This is a genomic window from Sanguibacter antarcticus (assembly GCF_002564005.1).
Taxonomy (GTDB): domain Bacteria; phylum Actinomycetota; class Actinomycetes; order Actinomycetales; family Cellulomonadaceae; genus Sanguibacter; species Sanguibacter antarcticus.
The window spans coordinates 3,323,671-3,344,492 of sequence record NZ_PDJG01000001.1; the positions used below are offsets into that span (position 1 = coordinate 3,323,671).

27 protein-coding genes are annotated in these 20,822 nt (G+C 71.3%); 14 read left to right on the top strand and 13 right to left on the bottom strand.

The window, feature by feature from the left end:
- Window positions 1–117 precede the first annotated feature (117 nt).
- Together ATL42_RS15200 and ATL42_RS15205 are read right to left on the bottom strand one after the other, a co-directional pair.
- A complete protein-coding gene (locus tag ATL42_RS15200) occupies window positions 118–921 on the bottom strand; it encodes an HAD family hydrolase (RefSeq protein ID WP_098456085.1) in 804 nt (267 codons plus the stop codon).
- Window positions 918–2,243 (bottom strand): alpha-amylase family protein, encoded by a 1,326-nt coding sequence (locus tag ATL42_RS15205; RefSeq protein WP_245862804.1) that lies wholly within the window; start codon window positions 2,241–2,243, stop codon window positions 918–920. The genes ATL42_RS15200 and ATL42_RS15205 overlap by 4 nt, the downstream gene beginning before the upstream one ends.
- A 159-nt stretch (window positions 2,244–2,402) precedes the next feature.
- Between ATL42_RS15205 and ssd the strand changes: the two genes are divergently transcribed.
- From ssd to ATL42_RS15240, 7 genes are all read left to right on the top strand, one after another.
- On the top strand, window positions 2,403–3,260 hold the full coding sequence (ssd, locus tag ATL42_RS15210; RefSeq protein WP_098456087.1) for a septum site-determining protein Ssd: 858 nt from the start codon (window positions 2,403–2,405) through the stop codon (window positions 3,258–3,260).
- Window positions 3,257–4,423, top strand: a complete 1,167-nt coding sequence (locus ATL42_RS15215) for a TadA family conjugal transfer-associated ATPase (RefSeq protein ID WP_098456088.1) — start codon at window positions 3,257–3,259, stop codon at window positions 4,421–4,423. The genes ssd and ATL42_RS15215 overlap by 4 nt, the downstream gene beginning before the upstream one ends.
- Window positions 4,420–5,163 (top strand): hypothetical protein, encoded by a 744-nt coding sequence (locus ATL42_RS15220; RefSeq protein WP_245862617.1) that lies wholly within the window; start codon window positions 4,420–4,422, stop codon window positions 5,161–5,163. The genes ATL42_RS15215 and ATL42_RS15220 overlap by 4 nt, the downstream gene beginning before the upstream one ends.
- Window positions 5,160–5,777 (top strand): type II secretion system F family protein, encoded by a 618-nt coding sequence (locus ATL42_RS15225; RefSeq protein WP_245862620.1) that lies wholly within the window; start codon window positions 5,160–5,162, stop codon window positions 5,775–5,777. The genes ATL42_RS15220 and ATL42_RS15225 overlap by 4 nt, the downstream gene beginning before the upstream one ends.
- Window positions 5,778–5,924: 147 nt before the next feature.
- Window positions 5,925–6,194, top strand: a complete 270-nt coding sequence (locus tag ATL42_RS15230; RefSeq protein WP_098456090.1) for a DUF4244 domain-containing protein — start codon at window positions 5,925–5,927, stop codon at window positions 6,192–6,194.
- Window positions 6,195–6,250: 56 nt separating this feature from the next.
- Window positions 6,251–6,592: a TadE family type IV pilus minor pilin gene (locus ATL42_RS15235; RefSeq protein ID WP_245862623.1), complete on the top strand. Its 342-nt coding sequence runs from the start codon at window positions 6,251–6,253 to the stop codon at window positions 6,590–6,592.
- A complete protein-coding gene (locus tag ATL42_RS15240) occupies window positions 6,589–6,969 on the top strand; it encodes an Rv3654c family TadE-like protein (RefSeq protein ID WP_211281838.1) in 381 nt (126 codons plus the stop codon). The genes ATL42_RS15235 and ATL42_RS15240 overlap by 4 nt, the downstream gene beginning before the upstream one ends.
- 77 nt (window positions 6,970–7,046) lie before the next feature.
- Here the strand turns inward: ATL42_RS15240 and ATL42_RS15245 are convergent, their stop codons facing one another.
- From ATL42_RS15245 to ATL42_RS15265, 5 genes are all read right to left on the bottom strand, one after another.
- On the bottom strand, window positions 7,047–7,877 hold the full coding sequence (locus ATL42_RS15245) for a hypothetical protein (RefSeq protein ID WP_098456092.1): 831 nt from the start codon (window positions 7,875–7,877) through the stop codon (window positions 7,047–7,049).
- Window positions 7,874–8,257 (bottom strand): PadR family transcriptional regulator, encoded by a 384-nt coding sequence (locus ATL42_RS15250; protein ID WP_098456093.1) that lies wholly within the window; start codon window positions 8,255–8,257, stop codon window positions 7,874–7,876. Before ATL42_RS15250 ends, ATL42_RS15245 begins: the two co-directional genes overlap by 4 nt.
- Window positions 8,258–8,381: 124 nt before the next feature.
- Window positions 8,382–8,717 carry a DUF427 domain-containing protein gene (locus ATL42_RS15255; RefSeq protein ID WP_245862626.1) on the bottom strand — a complete coding sequence of 112 codons (336 nt, stop codon included), beginning with the start codon at window positions 8,715–8,717 and terminating at the stop codon, window positions 8,382–8,384.
- A 13-nt stretch (window positions 8,718–8,730) separates the two neighbouring features.
- The gene (locus ATL42_RS15260; protein WP_245862629.1) at window positions 8,731–9,651 is read right to left on the bottom strand and encodes a polyphosphate polymerase domain-containing protein; all 921 of its coding nucleotides are present in this window, start codon (window positions 9,649–9,651) and stop codon (window positions 8,731–8,733) included.
- On the bottom strand, window positions 9,648–10,292 hold the full coding sequence (locus ATL42_RS15265) for a DUF4956 domain-containing protein (protein WP_098456094.1): 645 nt from the start codon (window positions 10,290–10,292) through the stop codon (window positions 9,648–9,650). The genes ATL42_RS15260 and ATL42_RS15265 overlap by 4 nt, the downstream gene beginning before the upstream one ends.
- A 169-nt stretch (window positions 10,293–10,461) precedes the next feature.
- Here ATL42_RS15265 and ATL42_RS15270 point away from each other — a divergent pair, with 169 nt between their 5' ends.
- Window positions 10,462–11,229, top strand: a complete 768-nt coding sequence (locus ATL42_RS15270) for a response regulator transcription factor (protein ID WP_098456095.1) — start codon at window positions 10,462–10,464, stop codon at window positions 11,227–11,229.
- Window positions 11,226–12,791 (top strand): sensor histidine kinase, encoded by a 1,566-nt coding sequence (locus tag ATL42_RS15275; protein WP_098456096.1) that lies wholly within the window; start codon window positions 11,226–11,228, stop codon window positions 12,789–12,791. Before ATL42_RS15270 ends, ATL42_RS15275 begins: the two co-directional genes overlap by 4 nt.
- Before the next feature lie 45 nt (window positions 12,792–12,836).
- Here ATL42_RS15275 and ATL42_RS15280 read toward each other — a convergent pair whose 3' ends face one another.
- The gene (locus ATL42_RS15280; RefSeq protein WP_098456097.1) at window positions 12,837–13,223 is read right to left on the bottom strand and encodes a winged helix-turn-helix transcriptional regulator; all 387 of its coding nucleotides are present in this window, start codon (window positions 13,221–13,223) and stop codon (window positions 12,837–12,839) included.
- Between the two features lie 79 nt (window positions 13,224–13,302).
- Between ATL42_RS15280 and ATL42_RS15285 the strand changes: the two genes are divergently transcribed.
- Window positions 13,303–13,713: a RidA family protein gene (locus ATL42_RS15285; RefSeq protein WP_098456098.1), complete on the top strand. Its 411-nt coding sequence runs from the start codon at window positions 13,303–13,305 to the stop codon at window positions 13,711–13,713.
- A gap of 11 nt (window positions 13,714–13,724) precedes the next feature.
- On the opposite strand, the gene ATL42_RS15290 is transcribed toward ATL42_RS15285, so the two are convergent.
- Window positions 13,725–14,093 carry a VOC family protein gene (locus ATL42_RS15290; RefSeq protein ID WP_245862632.1) on the bottom strand — a complete coding sequence of 123 codons (369 nt, stop codon included), beginning with the start codon at window positions 14,091–14,093 and terminating at the stop codon, window positions 13,725–13,727.
- On the opposite strand from ATL42_RS15290, the gene ATL42_RS15295 reads away from it, so the two are divergent.
- Genes ATL42_RS15295 through ATL42_RS15305 form a run of 3 tightly spaced genes read left to right on the top strand, consistent with a single transcriptional unit; the run spans window position 14,065 to window position 16,473 of the window.
- Window positions 14,065–14,538: a MarR family winged helix-turn-helix transcriptional regulator gene (locus tag ATL42_RS15295; protein ID WP_098456620.1), complete on the top strand. Its 474-nt coding sequence runs from the start codon at window positions 14,065–14,067 to the stop codon at window positions 14,536–14,538. The two genes, ATL42_RS15290 and ATL42_RS15295, sit on opposite strands and share 29 nt — an antisense overlap.
- Window positions 14,539–14,590: 52 nt before the next feature.
- Window positions 14,591–15,877, top strand: coding sequence for an aspartate aminotransferase type Ic (locus ATL42_RS15300; RefSeq protein WP_098456099.1), 1,287 nt, complete (start codon window positions 14,591–14,593; stop codon window positions 15,875–15,877).
- Window positions 15,878–15,930: 53 nt separating this feature from the next.
- A complete protein-coding gene (locus ATL42_RS15305) occupies window positions 15,931–16,473 on the top strand; it encodes a universal stress protein (protein ID WP_098456100.1) in 543 nt (180 codons plus the stop codon).
- Between the two features lie 33 nt (window positions 16,474–16,506).
- Here the strand turns inward: ATL42_RS15305 and ATL42_RS15310 are convergent, their stop codons facing one another.
- From ATL42_RS15310 to ATL42_RS15320, 3 genes are all read right to left on the bottom strand, one after another.
- Window positions 16,507–18,138: a GGDEF domain-containing protein gene (locus ATL42_RS15310; protein WP_143556790.1), complete on the bottom strand. Its 1,632-nt coding sequence runs from the start codon at window positions 18,136–18,138 to the stop codon at window positions 16,507–16,509.
- A gap of 162 nt (window positions 18,139–18,300) precedes the next feature.
- Window positions 18,301–18,756: a nitroreductase family deazaflavin-dependent oxidoreductase gene (locus ATL42_RS15315; protein ID WP_098456102.1), complete on the bottom strand. Its 456-nt coding sequence runs from the start codon at window positions 18,754–18,756 to the stop codon at window positions 18,301–18,303.
- Between the two features lie 48 nt (window positions 18,757–18,804).
- Window positions 18,805–19,104, bottom strand: coding sequence for a helix-turn-helix transcriptional regulator (locus tag ATL42_RS15320; protein WP_098456103.1), 300 nt, complete (start codon window positions 19,102–19,104; stop codon window positions 18,805–18,807).
- Between the two features lie 63 nt (window positions 19,105–19,167).
- On the opposite strand from ATL42_RS15320, the gene map reads away from it, so the two are divergent.
- Entirely contained in the window at window positions 19,168–19,947 is a 780-nt protein-coding gene (map, locus tag ATL42_RS15325) for a type I methionyl aminopeptidase (protein WP_098456104.1), read from the top strand.
- Between the two features lie 10 nt (window positions 19,948–19,957).
- Here map and ATL42_RS15330 read toward each other — a convergent pair whose 3' ends face one another.
- On the bottom strand, window positions 19,958–20,794 hold the full coding sequence (locus ATL42_RS15330) for an alpha/beta fold hydrolase (RefSeq protein ID WP_098456105.1): 837 nt from the start codon (window positions 20,792–20,794) through the stop codon (window positions 19,958–19,960).
- Window positions 20,795–20,822 lie beyond the last annotated feature (28 nt).

Sequence of the window (20,822 nt, forward strand, 5' to 3'; positions counted from 1 at the left end):
CGTGGACTGTTCGCGCGTGGGTTCCGGTCGCTCTGTGCTGTTGTGTCTTCATTTCTACGCCTTCGCGGGCGCTGTGTGAAGACCTTGCAGGCTCTCGGAGCGGGTGAAGCGTGATCGTCAGGTGGTCGTGCGTGCGGCCCGCCAGGCTCGCCACGCGAGGAGGCCGCCGACGACGAGCGCGACACCGCCGACGATCGCGAGCGCTGACCTGGTGCGGGACACCCTGCTGAGCGCGACGGGACGGTCGAAGGTGAGGATCCCCCAGCCCTTCTCGCCCGCGAGACGCCGGAGCGTCCGGTCAGGGTTCACCGCGAACCCGTGCCCGACGACGCCGAGCATCGGTGCGTCGGTGATGGAGTCGGAGTAGGCGAAGGACCTGTCGAGGTCGTATCCGCGCTCGGTGGCGAGGGCGACGATGGCCTCGGCCTTGTGCTCGCCGTAGGCGTAGAAGTCGATGAGCCCCGTGTAGAGCCCGTCGGCGACCTGCATGTGCGAGGCGATGGCGTGGTCGGCGCCGAGCACCGCGGCGATCGGCTCGACGAGCTCGGAGCCGGAGGCGGAGACGATGACGACGTCGCGCCCGCAGGCGTGGTGCCACGCGATGAGCTCGACCGCCTCGGAGTAGACGTACGGGTCGATGTACTGGTGGAGGGTCTCGGCGACGATCGCGGAGACCTGGTCCACGGGCCAGCCGGTGACCATCGAGCTGAGGTGGGCGCGCATGCGCTCGGTCTGGTCGGCGTCTGCGCTGCCGACCATGTAGAGGAAGTGCGCGTAGGCGCTGCGCAGCACCGCGCCCCGGCTGATGAGGCCGCCCGCATAGAACGGTCGGGAGAAGGCTGCAGCGGACGATGTCGCGATGATCGTCTTGTCCAGGTCGAAGAACGCGGCCGTGGGGCTGTGTGCCGGGTCGTGGTTCACGCGTCGAGCCTAGCCCGCGCGTCCCTGTCGAGGACGGCCCAGCCGTGGGGCGGCAGGACGACCGAGCCGCTGCCGCCCTGGGGGTCGCCGTCCGGCACCGCGCCGTCGCCCGCGAGGAGCGTGCACGGTGCGGGGAGCAGGACCGTGGTCGGGTCGTCGGACGTGCTCAGCGCGGTGACCACGGCGTCCGTCCCCGCACGGGACGACGACGTGTAGACGAGCAGCGTGTTCGTCACGGAGAGCACCTCGGTCCGGGCCGTGTGCAGCCACGCGTGACGCCGGCGCAGCCCGACGAGCTCCTGGTGGAGCCGGAAGACAGGGGAGGCCCCTGGGTCGAGCGCAGCCGGGTCGGCGGGGAACGCCGGGCGGATCGCGTCGTCGCCCCCGGCGCGATCCTCCTTGATGCCCTCGAAGCCGAGCTCGTCGCCGGCGTAGACGCACGGGGTGCCGGCGACGGTGAGCAGGACGGCGAGAGCGTGCGGGAGGTGGCGGGGGTCGTCGAGCCGGCTCGCGATCCGGGTGACGTCGTGGTTGCCGAGGAACGTCAGGGGGACGAACTCGTCGCAGAACGCTGCATGGCGACCGAGCGCGTGCGCCAGCTCGTAGGCGTTCGTGTCGTTGAGCGAGCTCCACACGGCCTTCCACAGCTCGTACTGGGTGACGGAGTCCATCCCTGATGCGTGCACGATGCCGGTGTAGTCGCCGTGGATGACCTCGCCGACGACGTAGACGTCCGGATGTGCTGCGCGCACCCGCGCGAGGACGGGGGCCCAGAAGGCCGGCGGCACGGCGTAGGCCGCGTCGAGGCGCCACCCGTCGGCGCCGCGCTCGAGCCAGTACTCCATGACGGACGCGACGTGGTCGGCGACCGCGGGGTTGTCGTGGTCGAGGGTGACGAGCGCGGAGTGGCCCTCGAAGTCGTCGTGCTCGACGGGGCCTCCGTCGGCGGGCCACCGGAGGTGGAACCATGCGGCGGCCGGGGATCCCGGTCCGTCGGCGAGGGCGGTGGCGAACTGCGCGAAGCCTTGCCCGACGTGGTTGAAGACGCCGTCGAGCACGACCCGCAGGCCGCGGGCGTGCGCGGCGTCGAAGAACGCCACGAGGTCGCTCTCGTCTCCGAGGCGCGCGTCGACCTGGAAGTGGTCGACGGTGTCGTACCCGTGGGTCGACGACGCGAAGACGGGCCCGAGCATCACGGCGGACGCGCCGAGGTCCACCGCGTGGTCGAGCCAGGGGTGGAGGCCCGCGAGCCGGTGGTGGATCCCGTCGTCGACCGCAGACTTCTCTGCCCCGAGGAAGCCGAGCGGGTAGACGTGCCACATGATTGCGTGCTCGATCCACGTCACGAAGACGCCCCTCTCATCGGTTCGTCGGACGTGCTCGACACTACTGGTCATCCACAGGGCGGGCAGCCCCGCTCCTCCTCCACAGCCGTGCGGAGACGGAGCCAGGCGGCGTCTCGCAGCGGGCACCCTCGGCTCATGCTCGGACACTCAGGAGAAGACCACGACGCGACGGTCGTCGGCGTCATCGGTGCGCGCGGCGGCACGGGGGCGTCGGTGCTCGCCGCCGCGATCGCCCGTGTCGCCGCCGCAGGAGGCGCACAGACCGCCCTCGTCGACGCAGACCTCACCGGCGGGGGACTCGACGTCCTGCTCGGCATCGAGGACGAGGGAGGCCTGCGCTGGCCCGACCTCCACGCCGCGCGCGGCGAGGTCGGTGGAGACGAGCTCGCCGCGCTGCTGCCGGCCTGGCGGGGCGCACGCGTGCTCAGCGCCGACCGACGACGTCCCGAAGGCCTGGTCGGCGACGCGCCGGCAGACGTGGTGCGTGCGCTCGCTCGTGCGCACGAGGTCGTCGTCGTCGACCTCTGTCGCCACGACCTCGCACGTCACGGCACTGCCCACCTCGATCCTGCCCGCCGTGACGGCGGGTCTGACGACGGTGCCGGTCAGGCGGTCGGGCTCGCGGTGGCTGCTCGCTGCACCGTGATCGTCGTCGTCGCGACCCGTGACCTCGGGTCTGTTGCCGGAGCGCTCGCCCTCCGCGGCGCGGTCGAGCTGGTGGCACCGGGCGCGCCTGTCGGCATGGTGGTCCGTGGTCCCGCGGTCGGCGGGCTCACCGCCCACGACGTCGCCGGGGCTGCAGGACTGGACCTCTGGGCCGAGATCCGCAGCGACCCGGCGCTCCCAGGGGCGCTGGAGCGCGGCGAGGGGCCCGCCGCACGCGTGCGCCGTGGCCGACGCGGCGACCTCGGGCGATCTGCCGGCGTCATCCTCGACCATGCGCGGGCCGTCCGGCGTGCATCGTCCGACCCGACGACCCGGAGACGACGATGACCGACCAGCGCCTCGTCGCCGGTGTCCGTGAACGCCTCTCTCGCCTGGGCGGACGTCCCACCCACGAGCAGGTCGTCGACGCCCTGCGCGCCGGGGACGTCGTCCTCGGCAGCACGGCGCTCGACGAGATGGTGCGCGAGGTCCGCGCCGAGCTCCTCGGCGCCGGCCCGCTGCAACGGTTCCTCGACGACGCGTCCGTCACGGACGTCCTCGTCAATTCGCCGACAGAGGTCTGGGTCGACGCGGGACGAGGGCTGCACCTCACCGGCGTCACCCTCGAGAACCACGCCGCGGTGCGCGACCTCGCCGTGCGCCTCGCCGCCGCCGGCGGGCAACGGCTCGACGACTCGAGCCCGACCGTCGACGCGAGGCTGCCCGACGGCACCCGGCTCCACGCCGTGCTCGCCCCGATCTGCACCGACGGCGCCGTCATCTCCCTGCGCGTCCTGCGGAGCCAGTCCTTCACGCTCGACGAGCTCGTCGACGCATGGATGATCCCGCCCACCTGGGAACCGGTGCTCCGAGCGATCGTCACCCAGCGCGCCAGCTTCCTCGTCAGCGGAGCGACCGGCACCGGGAAGACGACCCTGCTCGCCGCGCTCCTGTCCGTCGTCGACCCCGCCGAACGGATCGTCACCATCGAAGAAGCACGCGAGCTCGCACCCACCCACCCCCACGTGGTGCCGCTCGCCGTGCGACGCGCGAACGTCGAAGGCACCGGAGCCGTCGACCTCGCCGACCTCGTCCGCAACGCGCTCCGCATGCGACCCGACCGGATCGTCCTCGGCGAGTGCCGCGGGGCCGAGGTCCGCGACGTCCTCACCGCCCTCAACACCGGCCACGCTGGAGGGTGCGCCACGATCCACGCCAACACCGCCGCCGACGTCCCGGCACGGCTCGAGGCGCTCGCCGCGCTCGCGGGCATGAGCCGCGAGAGCCTCGCGGCACAGGCGCTCAGCGCGCTCGACGCCGTCATCCACCTGCGCCGTGTCGCCTCGCCAGACGGGGAACGGCGCCGGTTCGTCGGGGAGATCGGGGTCGTGCGGCGCAGCAGCGGCGGAGAGCTCGTCGTCCGCCCTGCGCTCACGTGGAACGGCGTCGGTGCGCCGGGCGAGCACGCGGACTGGCCGGCCCTCGCTGAGCGGCTGGGAGCCTCAGGATGAGCCCGCACGGGATGGGGACAGCGCTCGAGACCGTCTCTGCCGGGTCGGTCCTCGTCGGCGCGCTCGTCGGGATCGCGGTGCTCGTCGGAGCCGGACCGGTCGGGCGACCGGTCGCTGGTGTCGCCGCGCAGGCGGCCCCGCACCGCAGGCCGGGCACGGTCACGGCCCTCGTCGCGGCCCTCGGGCGACGGCTCCCGTTCGTCGCCGCACGGGGTGGGCAGACGACCTCGATGGCGATGGTCGTGACCCAGGTCGCCGGGCTCCTGCGCAGCGGGCTCGCGCCCAACCGCGCCTGGCCCATGGTCGGGGGTGTCCGCGCCGACCTCCACGGGATCCCCGACGCGGCCGACCTCGCCGCTCTCGTCGGCGGGACGGACGACGAGCAGGCTGCTCGGCAGGCCGCTGCCGTGGTTGCAGCGTGCCGGCTCGCCGCGGTGGTGGGCGCGTCGCTCGCTCCTGTCCTCGAGTCTGTCGTCGCGACCCTCACCGCGGCTGCCGAGGCGGAGTCCGAGCGGTCCGCCGCGCTCGCCGGACCGCAGACGACCGCGCGGGTGCTCCTCTGGCTGCCCCTCGTCGGAGCCGCGCTCGGGACCGCGCTGGGCGCCGACCTGCCGGGGCTGCTCCTCGGCGGGGGCGTCGGCGCGGTCGTGCTCGTCGCCGGGACCGCTCTGCTGCTCGTGGGACGCACGTGGACGCGACGGCTCGTCGCCGGTGCCCGGCGTGCCGGGAGCCCGTCGTGAACGAGGCGCTCCTCGCGGGCCTGACGTCGTCCACCGTGCACGCGGGGCTCCTCGTGACGCTCCTCGCCCGGGTCGCTGTCCTCCCGTGGTCGTCGGCGCGGCGCTGGTCAGTCGACCGGTCGCGCCCCCGGCTGCACCGACGGCGCCGGGGCTCTGGAGCGCCGGTGGCGGACGGTGCGCCGGTGCGCGTCGAGCTCACGGTGGTCCTCGACCTGCTCTCTGCAGCGCTCGGTTCCGGCGCCGGGCTGCCGCGTGCGCTCGAGGCCACCGGGGACGCGCTCGGCGGGCCTGATCGGGCGGTCCTGCGCGGTGCGGCGTCGGCGCTGCTCCTCGGCGCGTCCTGGGACGCGGCGTGGGCCGGGAGCGGCGAACGGTTCGCACACGTCGCGGACGCCCTGCAGCCAGCCTGGGCGCACGGTGCTGCCCCGCGGGACGCGCTGCGCTTGGCCGGTGTGCGCATCGACCAGGACGCCCGGACCCGCGCCCGCACCGCCGCCGCGCGTCTCGGGGTCCACCTCGTGCTGCCGCTCGGGGTCTGCTTCCTTCCCGCGTTCGTGCTCATCGGTCTCGTCCCGGTCCTCGTGTCTCTCGGAGCGGGGGTGCTCGGACCATGACGTCGAGCGCGACGTCGTCCACAGGGCCGCCCTGCAGGTGCCGCTCCCCACCGAGGCCCAGGCCTGCCTCGACGAACGCGTCGAGCGCAGCACGCTCACAGGACTCGCCCGACCGGGCGGGCAGCACACCCGATCGAGAGGAACCTCATGACCACCACGACTACGCACCCCCGACCCTCTACGTCGCTGCCGGCACGATCGCTGTCGGCACGCGTCCGACCATGGGTCACCGGACGTGTGCGCACCGTGCGCGCCATGATCCTGGCCCGCCAGGACGACGGCATGGCGACGGCCGAGTACGCCATCGCGACCATCGCGGCCGTCGGCTTCGCCGGGCTGCTCATCACCGTCCTCAAGAGCGCGACGGTCAAGGGCCTGCTCACCGGGCTCATCACCAGCGCACTGAGCATCGGCTGACGATGGGCGGCCACCGGAGGGAGCAGGACCTCGCTGCCGACCGTGAACGTGGAGCCGTGACGGCCGAGCTCGCCGTCGCGCTCCCTGCGGTGGTCCTCGTGCTCGTCGCCGTCCTCGTCATCGCTGCGGCGGGCATCGTCCAGCTGCGCGTCACCGACGCGGCGCGCGCCGGAGCACGCGCGGCCGCGGCCGGGGAGACTGACGCGCGGGCCGCCGAGATCGCCCAGCGCACAGCCGGGGACGCCGTGTCCGTGTCTGTGCACCGAGCAGACCCCTGGGTCACCGTCACCGTCGCTGCGCCGGTCGCCGGCGGGTGGTTCGGCGGCCGAGGTCTCGCTGCGTCAGCGACGTCGACCGCCTGGCTGGAGTCGGCCGTCGTCGTGGGCGGCACGCAGTGAGCACGGTCGTACGCCGCGTGCGCGGGCGCGATCGCGAGGCGGGCGCGGGGACCGTCCTGCTCGTCGGGGTCGTCGCTGCACTCGTGCTGCTCGCGGCGTTCGTCGGGGTGCTCGGGGGGACCGTCTCGGCGCGCGGCGCTGCGCAAGGTGCAGCGGACCTGGCGGCGCTCTCCGCAGCGGGTGCCGACATGTCGGGGGTGCAGGAGCCGTGCTCGCTCGCCGACGAGGTCGCTCGCCGCAACGGCGGGACGGTGGCGGAGTGTCTCGCCGAGGGGGACGGGATCTACACGGTCGCCGTCACCGTCGGGGCACCCGTCGGCCGGACCGCGTCTGCGAGGGCGCGCGCCGGTCCTGCGTCAGCAGCAGAGGCAAGGTGATCGACGACAGCACCAGCAGCCGTCGCCGCGCAGGATCGCCGCCGCATGACCGCCGATGCGTGATCACTGACGCATGGTCACCGAGGCGTGAGTCCCCACGTCAGTACGAGAATCACAGCCGTATAGGCAGGAGTCATCAGGTAGGCGTGAGCAAGGAGCGCCTCCCCGACGCGACTCTTGGTCATTCTGCTCCCTGGTGCAGTTTCGTCTCCTGGCGTCTGACCGGTGTCTGGGGCGAGGTGTGCAAGCGGTGAGGTGACAGGGTCGTCGTCGACCCCGCTCCGCGAGCGTGTTCGTTGCCAGGCGGCACCTGCCACGAGGACGCCGGCGGAGACGATGAGCACAGGCACGGCAGGCACGGCGACCAGGACGTGCCGGCCGAGTACCGTCACCAGCGTGTACATCCCGACGATCGCCATGGACAGGAAGTATGCGAAGACCGGATGGGCAACGATGAACCGGAGCACCCGTTCGGTGAAGACGACGGCGCTCGCGATGACGCCGAGCATGATGGCTGTCGAGAGCACCATTCCGGTCGTGAACCCCAGCTCGTCCCCGGCGACCCAGGCATCGAAGGCATCGGTCGTCGCGTACATCCCGACGAGCTGGACGACGACCGGTATCACCGCCGCCGCGACCGCTGTGGCGGATTCGTCCGGGCTGCGGGGGAGCCCCAGGCTGCGTGCGTACCCGGTCGCGTCTCCGAACGCGTCCTCGGCGCGCTCGCCGCTCTCGGCGCAGTGCGACTCGACCTCGGTGAGCGCCTCGCCGATCATCGTGCCGCTCACGCCCTGGAGCCGGAGCTCGACGAGGAGCTCTTCAGCCCACAGCCCCTCGACGTGCGGCGCGAGGGTGAGCTCGACCGAGTACTTCCATGCAGTCCAGCGCTCGCGCATCGACGACCTCATGACTCGACCTCCTGCGGGGTGGTGGCCGCGGTGCGCGGTCCCTGGATGATGGATCGCGTGACCTCGGTGAACCGCACCCACCGGCCTCCTGCGTGAGCGAGCTCGTCCTCGCCGGAGCGGGTCAGGTGGTAGTACTTGCGGCCCGGGCCCCCGTCGCCCGCACGCCACTCGGTGGTGACGTACCCGGCATCTTCGAGGCGCTTGAGCAGCGGGTAGAGCGTTCCGCCCTTGAGCGTGCCGAGTCCGCTGTCGGCCAGTGCTGCGCCGATCGCGTACCCGTAGGTGGGGCCGTCGGTCAGGATGCGCAGGATGCAGAGGCCCACGACCCCGCGCAGCCACTCGCTCGGCCACTCGCTGGGGGTGGGGCTCTCCTCGGACATGACTAGAGGGTAACGCAACCTAGGTAGGTTCACTACATAGGTGGGTCGTCAGACGACGAGAGGGGCGGTCGCGACGACCTGACATCGTCGCGACCGCCCCTCGCAGGAGCCCTCGAAGGGGTTGTCAGTCTGTCGACTCGACCGTGACGCCCTTCCAGAACGCATAGAACCCACGGATGTTCGACGCGGCGTCCTTCGGATCGACGTAGCGCCAGGCTGCATCGGGGTTCGTCTGGCCGTCCACGGTGACGTCGAGGTAGCTAGCAGTACCCTTCCACGGGCACACCGACGTGGTGCTGCTCGGAGTGAAGTACTCCTCATGGACGGACTCTGCAGGGAAGTAGTGGTTCCCCTCGACGAGGGCCGTGTCCGCTGACTCAGCGAGAACGGTGCCGTTCCACAGTGCTCGATACATCGTCGTCTTCTCTCGTCCGGTGTGCTGGGTGCGCGTGCGCGCCATGGTCCTCAGGAGATCACGAGCGGGCCTCGGGCGACAGCGGGCGGAAGGTCGCACCCGCCCTCGGGAGAACAGGTTCGCCGTGAGCAGGCAGGACCGTGTGCTCGAAGGGGTTGCGGTGGAGCACGCGCATCCACTTCGCCGACGGCAGCCGCGGGTCGAGGGCGACGAGGCCGGTCCCGTACTTCGAGATCTGCGACGGCCGCTGCCCGCGGCTCCAGAGGAGGCGGTCGACCGCAGAGGCTCCCGCACCCGACTTCGTCTCCACCACGGCGCGCGAGGGAAGCCGCACCACGGCGCTGTCGTCGCGCGAGCACACGAGACCGGTGTCGATCGTCAGACGGCTGTCCGTCGCCGGCGTCGCTCCCGGCACGAGGAGCGTGGCGCGCGAGTAGCGCGTGACGAGCGTCGGACGGAGGGTGGCTGCCTCCTCGGACGACAGCCGCTGCTCGTCGAGCACCGCTCGGACGAACTCGTGCCCCGCCGGGGTGACCCGTCGACGATCAGCCAGGTCGTGAGGCTGTCGTGCTTTGACGGTCCGGCCGCGCCGGTCGCGCGTCTTGATCTCCAGCCAGCACTCGCCGGAGTCCAGGTAGGTCCGGGTCCGGATCTTGAACCGTGCGGGCCGGCGGCGGGCGGCGAGCATGAAGCTGCGGAGCGCCGGGGTGTCGAAGTAGACCGACTCGTAGCCGAAGGTGTGGCTGCCCGCGATCTCCAGGATCTGCGCCCGCTCCCGAAGGTCTTCGAGAAGCCCGATCGTGGCGTCCATGGCAAGCACGTACTTGCGGTCCGTGCGGGTCTGGAGCGCGGCGCGGTTCAGCAGCTCGTCGAGGTAGACCGGAGCGATGCTCCCGAGGACGGTGTCGAGATCCTGCACGGTCGCCTGGGTCGAGGACCTCGACGTTCGCGAGGCCGGCAGGCGCATCGTCGTCGTCATCGGTGCGCTCCAGACACGAGGCTCTCGGCGGGGGCCTGAGGCACGGCAATGGTCTGCGCGGTGCGACGCGACACCCGGGCCAGGGGCGACTTCACGTTCGCGTCGACGTGGTATGTCACGTCCACGAGCGTGGTCTCCACGACGAGGTCGACCTTCCGGACGACGACGGCGTGCACGGTCGCGCCGAGGAGCTGCTCGAGGTGAGCGATCAGCGTGCTCTCGTCCGTGAACGCCGAGTCGAGGACCATCAGCTGGCTCCGGTACCGGTTGAGCAGGCGAGGGTGGTCGCCGACGAACAGGGTGATGAGCACGAGTGCGGCGAGCACGGCCGTGAGCCACAGCGGGGTGACGGCGAGACCAGAGAGGAGACCGATCGCGAGGGCCGCGAAGTAGTAGGCGACCTCCTGCTGCCCCAGCTCGGTAGACCGTAGCCGGATGATCGAGAGCACCCCGAAGAGCCCGAGGCCGAGACCCGCACCGATGGTCGAGGAGGACAGTGCCGTCGCGACGACGAGCACCCCGACGTTGACGCCCAGGTACGCCACGACGAGCTCGCGCCGTCGGTGGCGTGGGAAGTACAGGCCGAAGGTGAGGACCGCGATCGCTACGAGGTCCAGGGTGAAGGTCAGGAAGATGGTCATCGGGGCTCCAGAGTTCTGAGGTATGACGAGAACTCTGACCGACGGCTCTGTGCCGCCCCTACGTGCTTCCTGTGAGCCCGGCATGAGGGCGGGCGAACTGCGACGTTCCACAGGCTGTGCACAGGGAATGCTCAGTGCGTGCAAGGGGTGCGCGCGCGATCATGGATGCATGAGCATCCCGACAGCCCGCACGAAGCCTGACCTTCTCACCCGCCTCGACGGTTCGCCCGTCAGGGCCCTCGTCGTCGACGACGAACCGTCGCTCGGTGAGCTTCTCTCCACCGTGCTGCGCTACGAAGGCTGGTCGGTCGAGACTGCGCTCACCGGACGAGCGGCGGTCAAGGCGGCGCGAGAGACCCCGCCTGACGTCATCGTCCTCGACGTCATGCTGCCCGACCTCACCGGGATCGAGGTGCTCCGCAAGATCCGCGCCGATCTCCCGTCGGTCCCGGTCCTCTTCCTCACGGCCAAGGACGCGGTCGAAGACCGCGTCGCCGGGCTCACCGCCGGCGGCGACGACTACGTGACGAAGCCCTTCAGCCTCGAAGAGGTCGTCGCGCGCCTGCGCGCTCTGCTGCGCCGAGCCGGAGCCAGCACGACCGCCGACGACAGCACCCTGCGGGTCGGCGACCTCGTCATGGACGAGGACAGTCACGAGGTGACGCGCGGGGGCGCCGAGGTTCGGCTCACCGCCACGGAGTTCGAGCTCCTGCGGTTCTTCATGCGCAACCCTCGCCGCGTCCTGTCCAAGGCTCAGATCCTCGACCGCGTCTGGCAGTACGACTTCGGTGGGCAGGCGAACATCGTCGAGCTCTACGTCTCTTACCTGCGCCGCAAGATCGACGCAGGCAGGGCGCCCATGATCCACACCCTGCGCGGAGTCGGCTACGTGCTCAAGCCCGCCGAGGTCGAGGTGCAGACGACGGCTGCCGGATGACCGGGTGGACGCTCCGGAGACGGCTCGTCGTCGTCCTCGTGAGCCTGCTCATCGGAGTTGCTGCAACGATCGGTACCCTCTCGACGCTCGCCCTGCGGGAGTCGCTCGTCGACCAGCTCGACGAACGCCTCGACCAGGCGAGCATCCGCGCTCTGGGGGCCCACGAGGGGCCTCGGGTGGACGCGCAGAACGATGCGACCGCAGCCGGCGAGCCTGCTGCTCGCACGGGAGGCACCCGGGCGCTCGACGTGCCGCCGCCTGGCCTCGACACACCAGGGCAGGGCGCAGGGACAGTCACTCTGTCGATCCGAAACAACATCGAGCTCTCCGGATACATCGACGCTGTCGGCTCCTACCAGTCGCTCACCGACGAGCAGATCGTCGTCCTCGAAGAGGTCGAGCCGGACGGCAGGCCCCGCACGGTCTCGCTCGACGACCTCGGCCCGTATCGCGTCGTGGCAGAGAGGACAGCGGACGGGACGCTCGTCGTCACCGGTCTCTCCAGCCAGGACGTCACCGCGACGGTCAGCCAGTACCTGGCGGTCGAGGTGATCATCGCTGCCCTCGGCATCCTCACGGCCGCCCTTGCCGGCGGAGCGCTCGTGCGGCGTGAGCTGCGCCCGCTCGAACGGGTCGTCGCGACAGCCACGCGTGTCTCCCAGGTCCCGCTGCACCGCGGCGAGGTCGCCGAGCTCGAGCGCGTCCCCGACGCCGACACCGACCCTGGCACCGAGGTGGGGAAGGTCGGCTCGGCCGTCAACCGGCTCCTCGACCACGTCGAGGGCGCGCTCGCGGCGCGTCACGAGAGCGAGACGCAGGTCCGGCAGTTCGTCGCTGACGCCAGCCACGAGCTGCGGACCCCGCTCGCATCCATCCGTGGCTACGCGGAGCTCGTCCGACGGATGCCCGACGAGGTGCCCGACGACGTGCTCCACGCGATGGAGCGCGTCGAGTCGGAGTCGTTGCGGATGACCACCCTCGTCGAGGACATGCTCCTGCTCGCGCGGCTCGACGCGGGCCGCCCGCTCGGCTCGGAGGAGGTGGATCTCACGGCTCTCGCCCTCGATGCGGTGTCGGACGCCCACGCAGCCGGCCCTGACCACCGGTGGCGGCTCGACCTTCCGGAGACGGAGGAGAGCGACGACGACATCGACGATCCTTCTCCGACGATCGTGCTCGGCGACGAGGGGCGGCTGCGTCAGGTGCTCGTCAACCTCTTGGCGAACGCGCGCGTCCACACTCCTGTCGGCACCACGATCGTCACGTCCGTGCGCTCGGACGGCGAGACCGTCGTCCTGACTGTGCGTGACGACGGCCCTGGGATCCCTGAGTCGCTGCGGAACCACCTCTTTCAACGCTTCAGCCGCGGCAACGCCGCCCGCTCCCCGGGCAGCGGCTCGACAGGCCTGGGCCTGGCGATCGTCGATGCCGTGGTGCGCGCTCACCGTGGCCGGATCGACGTGGACGGCACACCGGGCGCGACGACGTTCACGGTCACGCTGCCTGTGGCTGGTGTGACGGCCGAGACCGCCGCGCCTGCGGGGGGTGCTCCCGCGGCCTGATCGTGCGGTCGTCGACCACGGCCTGCCTGTTCCGCGGCTCTCGGGCTAGAGCGGCCCGTCGACCTCGTCGTCGAAACGGCGTCGAGCGTCGTCGATGAGCGGGACGTGCACGGCGGCCCATTCGAGGATCGCGTCGATCGGTGGCCTGAGGGTCTTGCCGAGCGGGCTGATGCGGTACTCCACGGCCACCGGCCGGGTGCTGAGGACGACGCGCTCGACGATGCCGTTGCGCTCGAGACGCCGCAGGGTCGCTGTCAGCGACTTCGGCGTCACCTCGGGGATGGCGCGCTTCAGCTCGCTGAAGCGCGCCGGCCGTTCGCACAGCTCGTTGAGGACGTCGAGGGACCACTTGTCGAGAACCTGGTCGAGGAGCTCGCGGTGCGGTGCGCGGAGCTCGAACCGGTCCGGGGCGGGGCGCACGGTATCGCTCATGAAACCCAGTCTCGTTGAAGTGGCCGCCAGGCACCAGGTATCCATGGGACACCACATCGTCTGATCGAAGGAGCTGATCGTGACCGTCTCTCTGCTGTCCCCCGAAGGCCTGATGCAGCCTGTCCCCTACCATCACGTCGCTGTCGCGACCGGCGCCCGCCACGTGCACGTCTCCGGCCAGGTCGCGCGGCACGCCGACGGCACACCGTCCGCCCCAGGAGATCTCTGCGGGCAGGTCTCGCACGCTCTCCGGAACGCACACCTAGGGCTGCAGGGCGCCGGTGCCGGCTTCGGCGACGTCGTGCGGCTCACGTTCTACGTGACCGGGTGGGAGCCCGCGAAGATCGACGCCTTCATGGCCGGCGTCCGTGCGGTCGCAGAGGAGATCGGGCTGCCGATCCCGATGCCCCCTGCGTCCCTCGTCGGGGTCGACTCGCTGTTCGAGCCTGATGTCCTCGTGGAGGTCGAGGTGACCGCAGTCCTCGACTGACGCGCCCGGGCTCAGGCCCGGCTGTGGAGGGTGATCTGGTAGCCGTCCGGGTCGGCGAAGGTGAAGGTGCGGCCGAACGGTCCGTCGACGGGGGCCGAGGTGATGGGAACCCCGTCGGCGACGAGGGCGTCGTGCACGCCTTGGGCATCGGGGGCGTGCAACCACACGCCGACGCCCAGACCGAGCTGGGGGACCGCGTCGAGGTCGACGCCCGGGAGCGGTGCGCGCACGGCGAACGCCGCCGGGGTGGTGTCGAACACGACCGCGTGGGGCGGCCCTGCCTGCCGGGCGAAGCCGAGGTGCTTCTCGTAGAACGCGGCCGAGGCTGGGAGGTCGCGAACCTGCAGCGAGATGGAGTCCTCGCTGGGGTATCTCCTCAAGGAGGCGTCGAGCGCGCTGCGCGTCTCGATGGAGGCCGTGCTGCGCCCCCTCTCCATGAGCATCACGCACTACTCGTGCCTAGAGCTCTTGGCGCAGCGACCAGGCCTCTCCGGCTCCGAGCTGGCCCGAGGCGCTTTCGTCACCCGGCAGTCGATGAACGTGCTGCTCCAGGCCCTCGAGCGCGACGGCCTCGTGGTGCGACCCGAGCAGCCTGCCGTGGGGCGTGTCCTGCCGACCGAGCTCACCCCGCGAGGGCATCGCCAGCTCGCCGCCGCCAGCGCCGCCGTGAGAGAGGTCGAAGACAGGATGACGTCCACGCTCAGCGCAGACGAGCGGTCGAACCTCAGCGACCTGCTGTCTCGCTGCGTCTCGTCGCTGCACCCGAACGGCCTGCCGTCGGGCCAGGTCGGTCCTCTAGGATCGAGACAGGCCCACAGGGCCTGACGCTCCGCAGTCGTTCCCATCTCGGCGAATGCCGAGGAGAGGTTGCCACAGGATGCCTTCCCAGATCGCGATCGAGTCCCTCAGCCCCGACGAGCTCGTTGCCGAGCACGCGTCGCTCTCCGCGCGCTACGCGGACCTCACGGCGAAGAACCTCACGCTCGATCTCACGCGCGGCAAGCCGTCCCCCGAGCAGCTCGACCTCGCGAACGGGCTCCTCACGCTCCCCGGTGAGGACTTCCGCGACGGCACTGGCCTCGACACCCGCAACTACGGTGGGCTCGACGGTCTCCCCGAGCTGCGGGCGATCTTCTCCGAGCTGCTGAACATCCCGGTGGGCAACCTTCTCGCGGGCAACAACGCGAGCCTCGAGATCATGCACGACCTCGTCGTGTTCGCGCTCCTGCACGGCACCCCGGACTCCGAGCGGCCGTGGTCGGCGGAACCGGTCGTGAAGTTCCTCGCGCCGAGCCCGGGCTACGACCGCCACTTCGCGATCACCGAGTCGTTCGGCATCGAGATGATCCCCGTCCCGCTGAACGACGACGGCCCGGACATGGACGTCGTGCGCGAGCTCGTCGCGAACGACGCGGCCATCAAGGGCATCTGGACCGTCCCGACGTACGCGAACCCGACGGGTGCCGTCTACTCCGAGGAGATCACGCGCGCGCTCGTCTCCATGCCGACTGCCGCCCCCGACTTCCGCATCATCTGGGACAACGCCTACGCCGTGCACGCCCTCGTCGAGCAGGGGGCACCGGCGCTCGACGTCCTGGGGCTCGCCGCCGAGGCGGGGAACCCGAACCGTCCGCTCGCTCTCGCGTCGACCTCGAAGATCACGTTCGCCGGTGCAGGCGTGAGCTTCTTCGGCGCATCGTCCGAGAACATCGCCTGGTACCAGAAGCACTACGGCATCAAGAGCATCGGCCCGGACAAGGTCAACCAGCTCCGGCACCTGCGCTTCTTCGGCGACGCCGACGGGGTCCGGGCGCACATGGCGAAGCACCGCGAGATCCTCGCGCCCAAGTTCGCGCTCGTCCAGGAGATCCTCACCGAGCGTCTCGACGGCACGGGGGTCGCGACATGGACCCGGCCTGAGGGCGGCTACTTCGTCAGCCTCGACGTCGTGCCCGGCACCGCGCGCCGCGTCGTCCAGCTCGCGAGAGAGGCCGGGATCTCGCTCACCGCGGCCGGCTGCGCGTTCCCGTACGGCACGGACCCCGAGGACGCGAACATCCGCCTCGCCCCGAGCTTCCCGTCGCTCGACGACGTCCGCACGTCGATGGACGGCGTCGCGACGTGCGTGCTGCTCGCTGCGACGGAGGCACGGCTGGCCCGCTAGCGGTGGCGGGCGGTCCCGTGCGGTGGGATGGTCGACCTCAGGAGAGTGACGCCATGAATCCTCACCAGGCACCGCAACCGAGCGCGTCGCGGCTGACACCGTTCGTCGGCCACCCCCTCGTCGTCGGGATCGTCCCCCGCCAGCCTGAGCTCGTCGCGCTCACTGCCGAGTCCTGGGCCGTCGCGGCCGGGAACGTGAAGCTGTACTTCGCCTACGTCGACTCCAGCCGGTTCACCGTCGAGGAGCACCCGGACGGGACCGTGCGGCACGCGGAGATCGACCCGGACGTCGTCGACGACTCGTGGATCGGACGGAAGCAGCAGATCGAGGAGTCGCTCAGCGAGGTGCTCGGTCACGGTGGCGTCCCGTGGGAGCTGCGGTATCTCGCTGGGCGGGCGGACCGTGCCCTCACGCACCTGGCCCGTGCCGTCGACGCGGCCGCGTTCGTCGTCGGGACACGTGCGCCCGGGCCAGGTGCTCGGCTGCGCGAGGTCGTCGACGGGTCCGTCGCGGTGCGGCTCGCGCGGCACCAGCACCGCCCGGTGCTCGTCGTCCCGCTCTCCGTCGTGGACTGGGAGACGCCTCTGTGGCGCTGACCCGTGCCCGGCGCCGGGTGCCGGCCCGGCCGGCTATCGGGCGAGACGCACGCCGTTGCGTCCGTTGTGCTTGACCTCGTAGAGCGCTGCGTCCGCGCGGGAGAGCAACGACTCGATCGGCTCGTTCGGCTGGTGCACCGCGACGCCCATGCTCACCGTGAGCCCCGCGCCGGGCGTGAGGTCGTCCCACTCGTGGGCGGCGATCGCCTGACGGATCCGCTCGAGCGCGTCGGTCGCGTTGGCGTCGTTCAGCCCGTCGAGGAGGATCGCGAACTCTTCGCCGCCGTAGCGCGCGGCGACGTCACCGTCGCGCACGAGGTCGTGGAGCAGCGTCCCCAGCCGGGCGAGGACATGGTCCCCGACCTGGTGCGACCACTGGTCGTTGACGCGCTTGAAGTGGTCGATGTCGAGGAGCGCGCACGCGAACCCGCGCCCGGGCTCGGTGGACCAGCGGGCCAGCGCCACGTCGAGCGCCCGACGGTTGGGCAGCCCGGTGAGCACGTCGTGGGTGGCCTCGTGCTCGAGCCGAGAGTTGTGCTCCTCGAGCGCGAGCGCTCGAGACCGTTCCGCCTCGACGTCGAGCCGTGAGCTGAGCAGCTGGGCCCGACGGTCGGCGGTCGCGTCGCCGAGCTCGAGCGTGAGCTCGTGGACCTCGCGCATCGTCGTGAGCGCCGAGCGGAGGTCACCGCGGCCCTCGTACGCGTCGACGAGCGTGGTGAGGAGATCGATCCGCTCGCTCGGCCTGTCGAGCTCGGCGCACAGGTCGAGGCCGTCGACGATCGTCAGCACCGCCTCGTCGAGGCGTCCCACGTGGACGAGCCATCGTCCGCGCAGGCCGTGGTAGGAGAGGTCTTGTCGGGTCGACGGGAACGTCTGGAGCATGGCGGCCGTGCCGTCGAGGGCGAGGCCCGCGGCCTTGAGGTCGCCGGCTAGCACGAGCGCACCGACGACGGCGAGCCGCGCGTCGATGCCTGTGCGGGACAGCCCGGCCGCGTCGGCCTCCTCGACGGACTGGCGCGCGATACCGAGGGCGTGTCGGGCTGCTGCGGCCGCGCCGCGCGGGTTGCTCGCGGCGAGCCGGCCGCTCGTCGCGACGTACGCCTTGGCGAGGTTGGTCTGCGCGATCGAGGCGCGGTCGGTGTCTCCGGCCGCGGTCCAGAGCCGGCGCGCCTCGACGAGCACGCGCGCAGCCTGTGGGGCGAAGTGCGGCATGCTCATGTAGACGGTGCCGAGGCTGTTGAGGACGGAGGCCGTCCCGGAGTCGTCGTCGGTCTGGCGTCGGAGGTCGAGCGCGCGCTCGAGCTGGTCGATGGCGCCCTCGGCGTCACCGATCTCGCGGCGCACGAGGCCTTGGCACACGAGTGCGCGGGACTCCCACACGAGGTCGCCGCGCGTGTGCGCGAGGTGCTCCGCGCGGGATGCGGTCTCGAGCGCGTCCGCGTCGTGGGCGAGGACGTGGTGGGCGTAGGCGGCGCAGCACAGGAGCCGCATCTCGGCGTGCTCGTCGCCGTAGAGGCGAGCGAGGTCGAGGTACTCGTCGGCACGCTCGACACAGACGAGAGCGTCTGAGTCCTGGAGCAGCTCGAGCTCGTCGACGAGCGCGTCCCAGTTCGGTGTGTGCGAGGTGTGCCCGAGGTCGACGACGCGCGTCTCCATGACTGACATGTCGTGACCTCGTCTCGCCGGAGCGGCGCGGTGTGGTCCGCGCTCATCCGTCTTATCGTCGTGGGACGGCGGGATGTAAGAAGTTACGGGCACGCGCCCTGCGGCCGTGCCCTGGGCGGATGCCGTGCGCCGATGCCCTGAGGCGTGCGGGTCTGGGCGGGGTCAGGCGTCGACGGGGTCGAGCACGACGACCGGGATGAGCCGTTTGGTGAATGTCGCATAGGTCGCATACGTCGGGTAGAGGACGACGAGGCGCTCCCACAGCGCCGTGCGCTCGTCTCCCTCGGCGACGCGCGGAACGACCGTCCGCCGTTCTCCGCCGGGCAGCTCCACCTCCGTGCTCACCATCGCCATGAGGTTGTGGAACCAGGCAGGGTGGTCGTCGACGCCGCCCTTCGACGCGACGATGACGAGCCGGGGCGCGTCGTCGAGGTAGAGGAGCGGGGACGTCCGGGCCTGACCCGACCTGCGCCCGACATGGTGGAGCAGCAGCACGGGCGCGCCCATGAGCTTTCCGCCGACCTTGCCGCGTGTCGCGCGGAACACTGCGGTGTTGAGATGGGCGATCTGGCGCAGGAAGATCCAGGCGCGGGACGTCGATGCTGGTGGTTTGGGCATGTCCTATCGTGACATCTGTCGGCTCGCTCGGGATAGGTCCTCAGGCGCCTACGAGGCCAGCTGTCGGCAGGTGTTGCAGGTAGGTCCGGAGTGCTCGTCGTGCTCGGGCCGGAAGATCTCCGCCCACACCGCGTCGAGGGAGAGGCCGAGCACCGCAGCGATCGCTGCGACGGTCTGGAACGCCGGGGTGGCGACCCGGCCTGACTCGATCTTTCGGAGCGTCTCCGGTGAGACGTGGGCCTCGAGCGCGACGTCGAGCATGGAGCGTGCGCCGCGGGCGCGCCGCAGCGCGGCGCCGAGGCGTCGTCCGCGCTCGACCTCGGCGGGAGTGAGCGGCAACCTGACCATGGCTCCGATGATAGCGGGATAGTATGACCGGGATAGTTATTGGTCGTCTGAGGAAGGAACCGCATGATCGAGATCCTGAGCACCCCCGAGCTGGCCCAGGCGAGAACGACCGGAGCGCTCGTCGCCCACGTCCTCCAGACGCTCAGAGAACGCACCACGGTCGGGACGAACCTCCTCGAGATCGACCGGTGGGCCCAGGAGATGATCCTCGAAGCGGGTGCGACCTCTTGCTACGTCGACTACGCGCCCTCCTTCGGCAGCGGGCCGTTCGCCCACTACATCTGCACGTCCGTCAACGACGCCGTGCTCCACGGGCTGCCGCGCGACTACGCGCTCGCGGACGGAGACCTCCTCTCGCTCGACCTTGCGTTCTCCGCCGGCGGGATCGTCGCAGACTCTGCCGTGAGCTTCCTCGTCGGCAGCGCGAAGCCGCGCGAGAGCGTCGCGATGATCGAGGCGACCGAACGGGCGCTGGCTGCAGGGATCGCTGCGGCACGGCCCGGCGCACGCATCGGCGACCTCTCCGCGGCCATCGGTTCGGTGCTGCGCGAGGAGGGGTACCCGATCAACACCGACTTCGGCGGCCACGGTCTCGGGTCGACGATGCACCAGGACCCGCACATCGCGAACACCGGGCGCCCCGGCCGCGGGTACACCCTGCGCCCAGGGCTGCTGCTCGCGCTCGAACCCTGGGTCATGGTGGACACCGACGAGCTCGTCACCGACGCCGACGGGTGGACGCTGCGCAGCGCGACCGGCTGCCGCACCGCGCACAGCGAGCACACGATCGCGATCACCGAGGACGGCGCGGAGATCCTCACCCTGCGGACGCCGACGTCGTGAACCCTGCGGCTCAGGCGAGGTGCTCGCGCACCACGCGAGAGAACTCCTCGGGCTGCTCCACCCACGGGTAGTGCCCGCACCCGGCGATGACCGCCGCGCGGCCTGCCGGGAAGATCTCGGCCAGCGCGACGACGGGGGCGAGCCCCGTCACACCGTCCTGCTCTCCGGCGACGACGAGCACGTCGCCGGACACCGCCGCGAGCCGGGCCCGGAGATCAGCCGCATCGACCGTCGCCGAGAACAGGTCCTGAGCCTCCGCGTTCCAGGCGCCGATCTTCTCGTGCGCTCGAGCGGTGTCGTCCCACCTGGCCCAGCCGATCGGGGCGATCACGGGGAAGAGATCGATGAGGTCGCGGGCGCTCAGCGCATCGGTGAACCGGGTCCGCGCCGTGTCGAAGGCGTCGAACCAGGGTTCGCCGCGGTGAGACTCGACGATCGCGGCAGCGTCGGAGGGCACCGGCACGAGCCAGGTCGCCGGTGGTGTCACGAGGCACAGGCGCTCGGTGCGGTCGGGGTAGCGGGCCGCGTAGGAGAGCGCCACACGGGTGCCCGCCGAGTGCCCGAGGAGCGCGATCCGCTCCAATCCGAGGGCGTCCCGCAGCGCCTCGACGTCTTCCGCCAGCTCGGGCCAGCAGGCGGTCTCGGCCTCGGGCGACGGCTCCGACCGGCCGACGCCGCGCTGGTGCAGCACGACGAGCGAACGGACCGTCGAGAGTCCGGCGAGGTCGCCGAGATACTCGGGGTGCCGGGCAGGACCTCCTGCGAGGACCACGAGCGGCGGCAGGTCCTCGTCACCGATGACGTCGTAGTACAACCTCGTACCGTCGATCGAACCGAAGTAGGGCATGAGCCAGCATACGTTCGGCGGCGTCTGA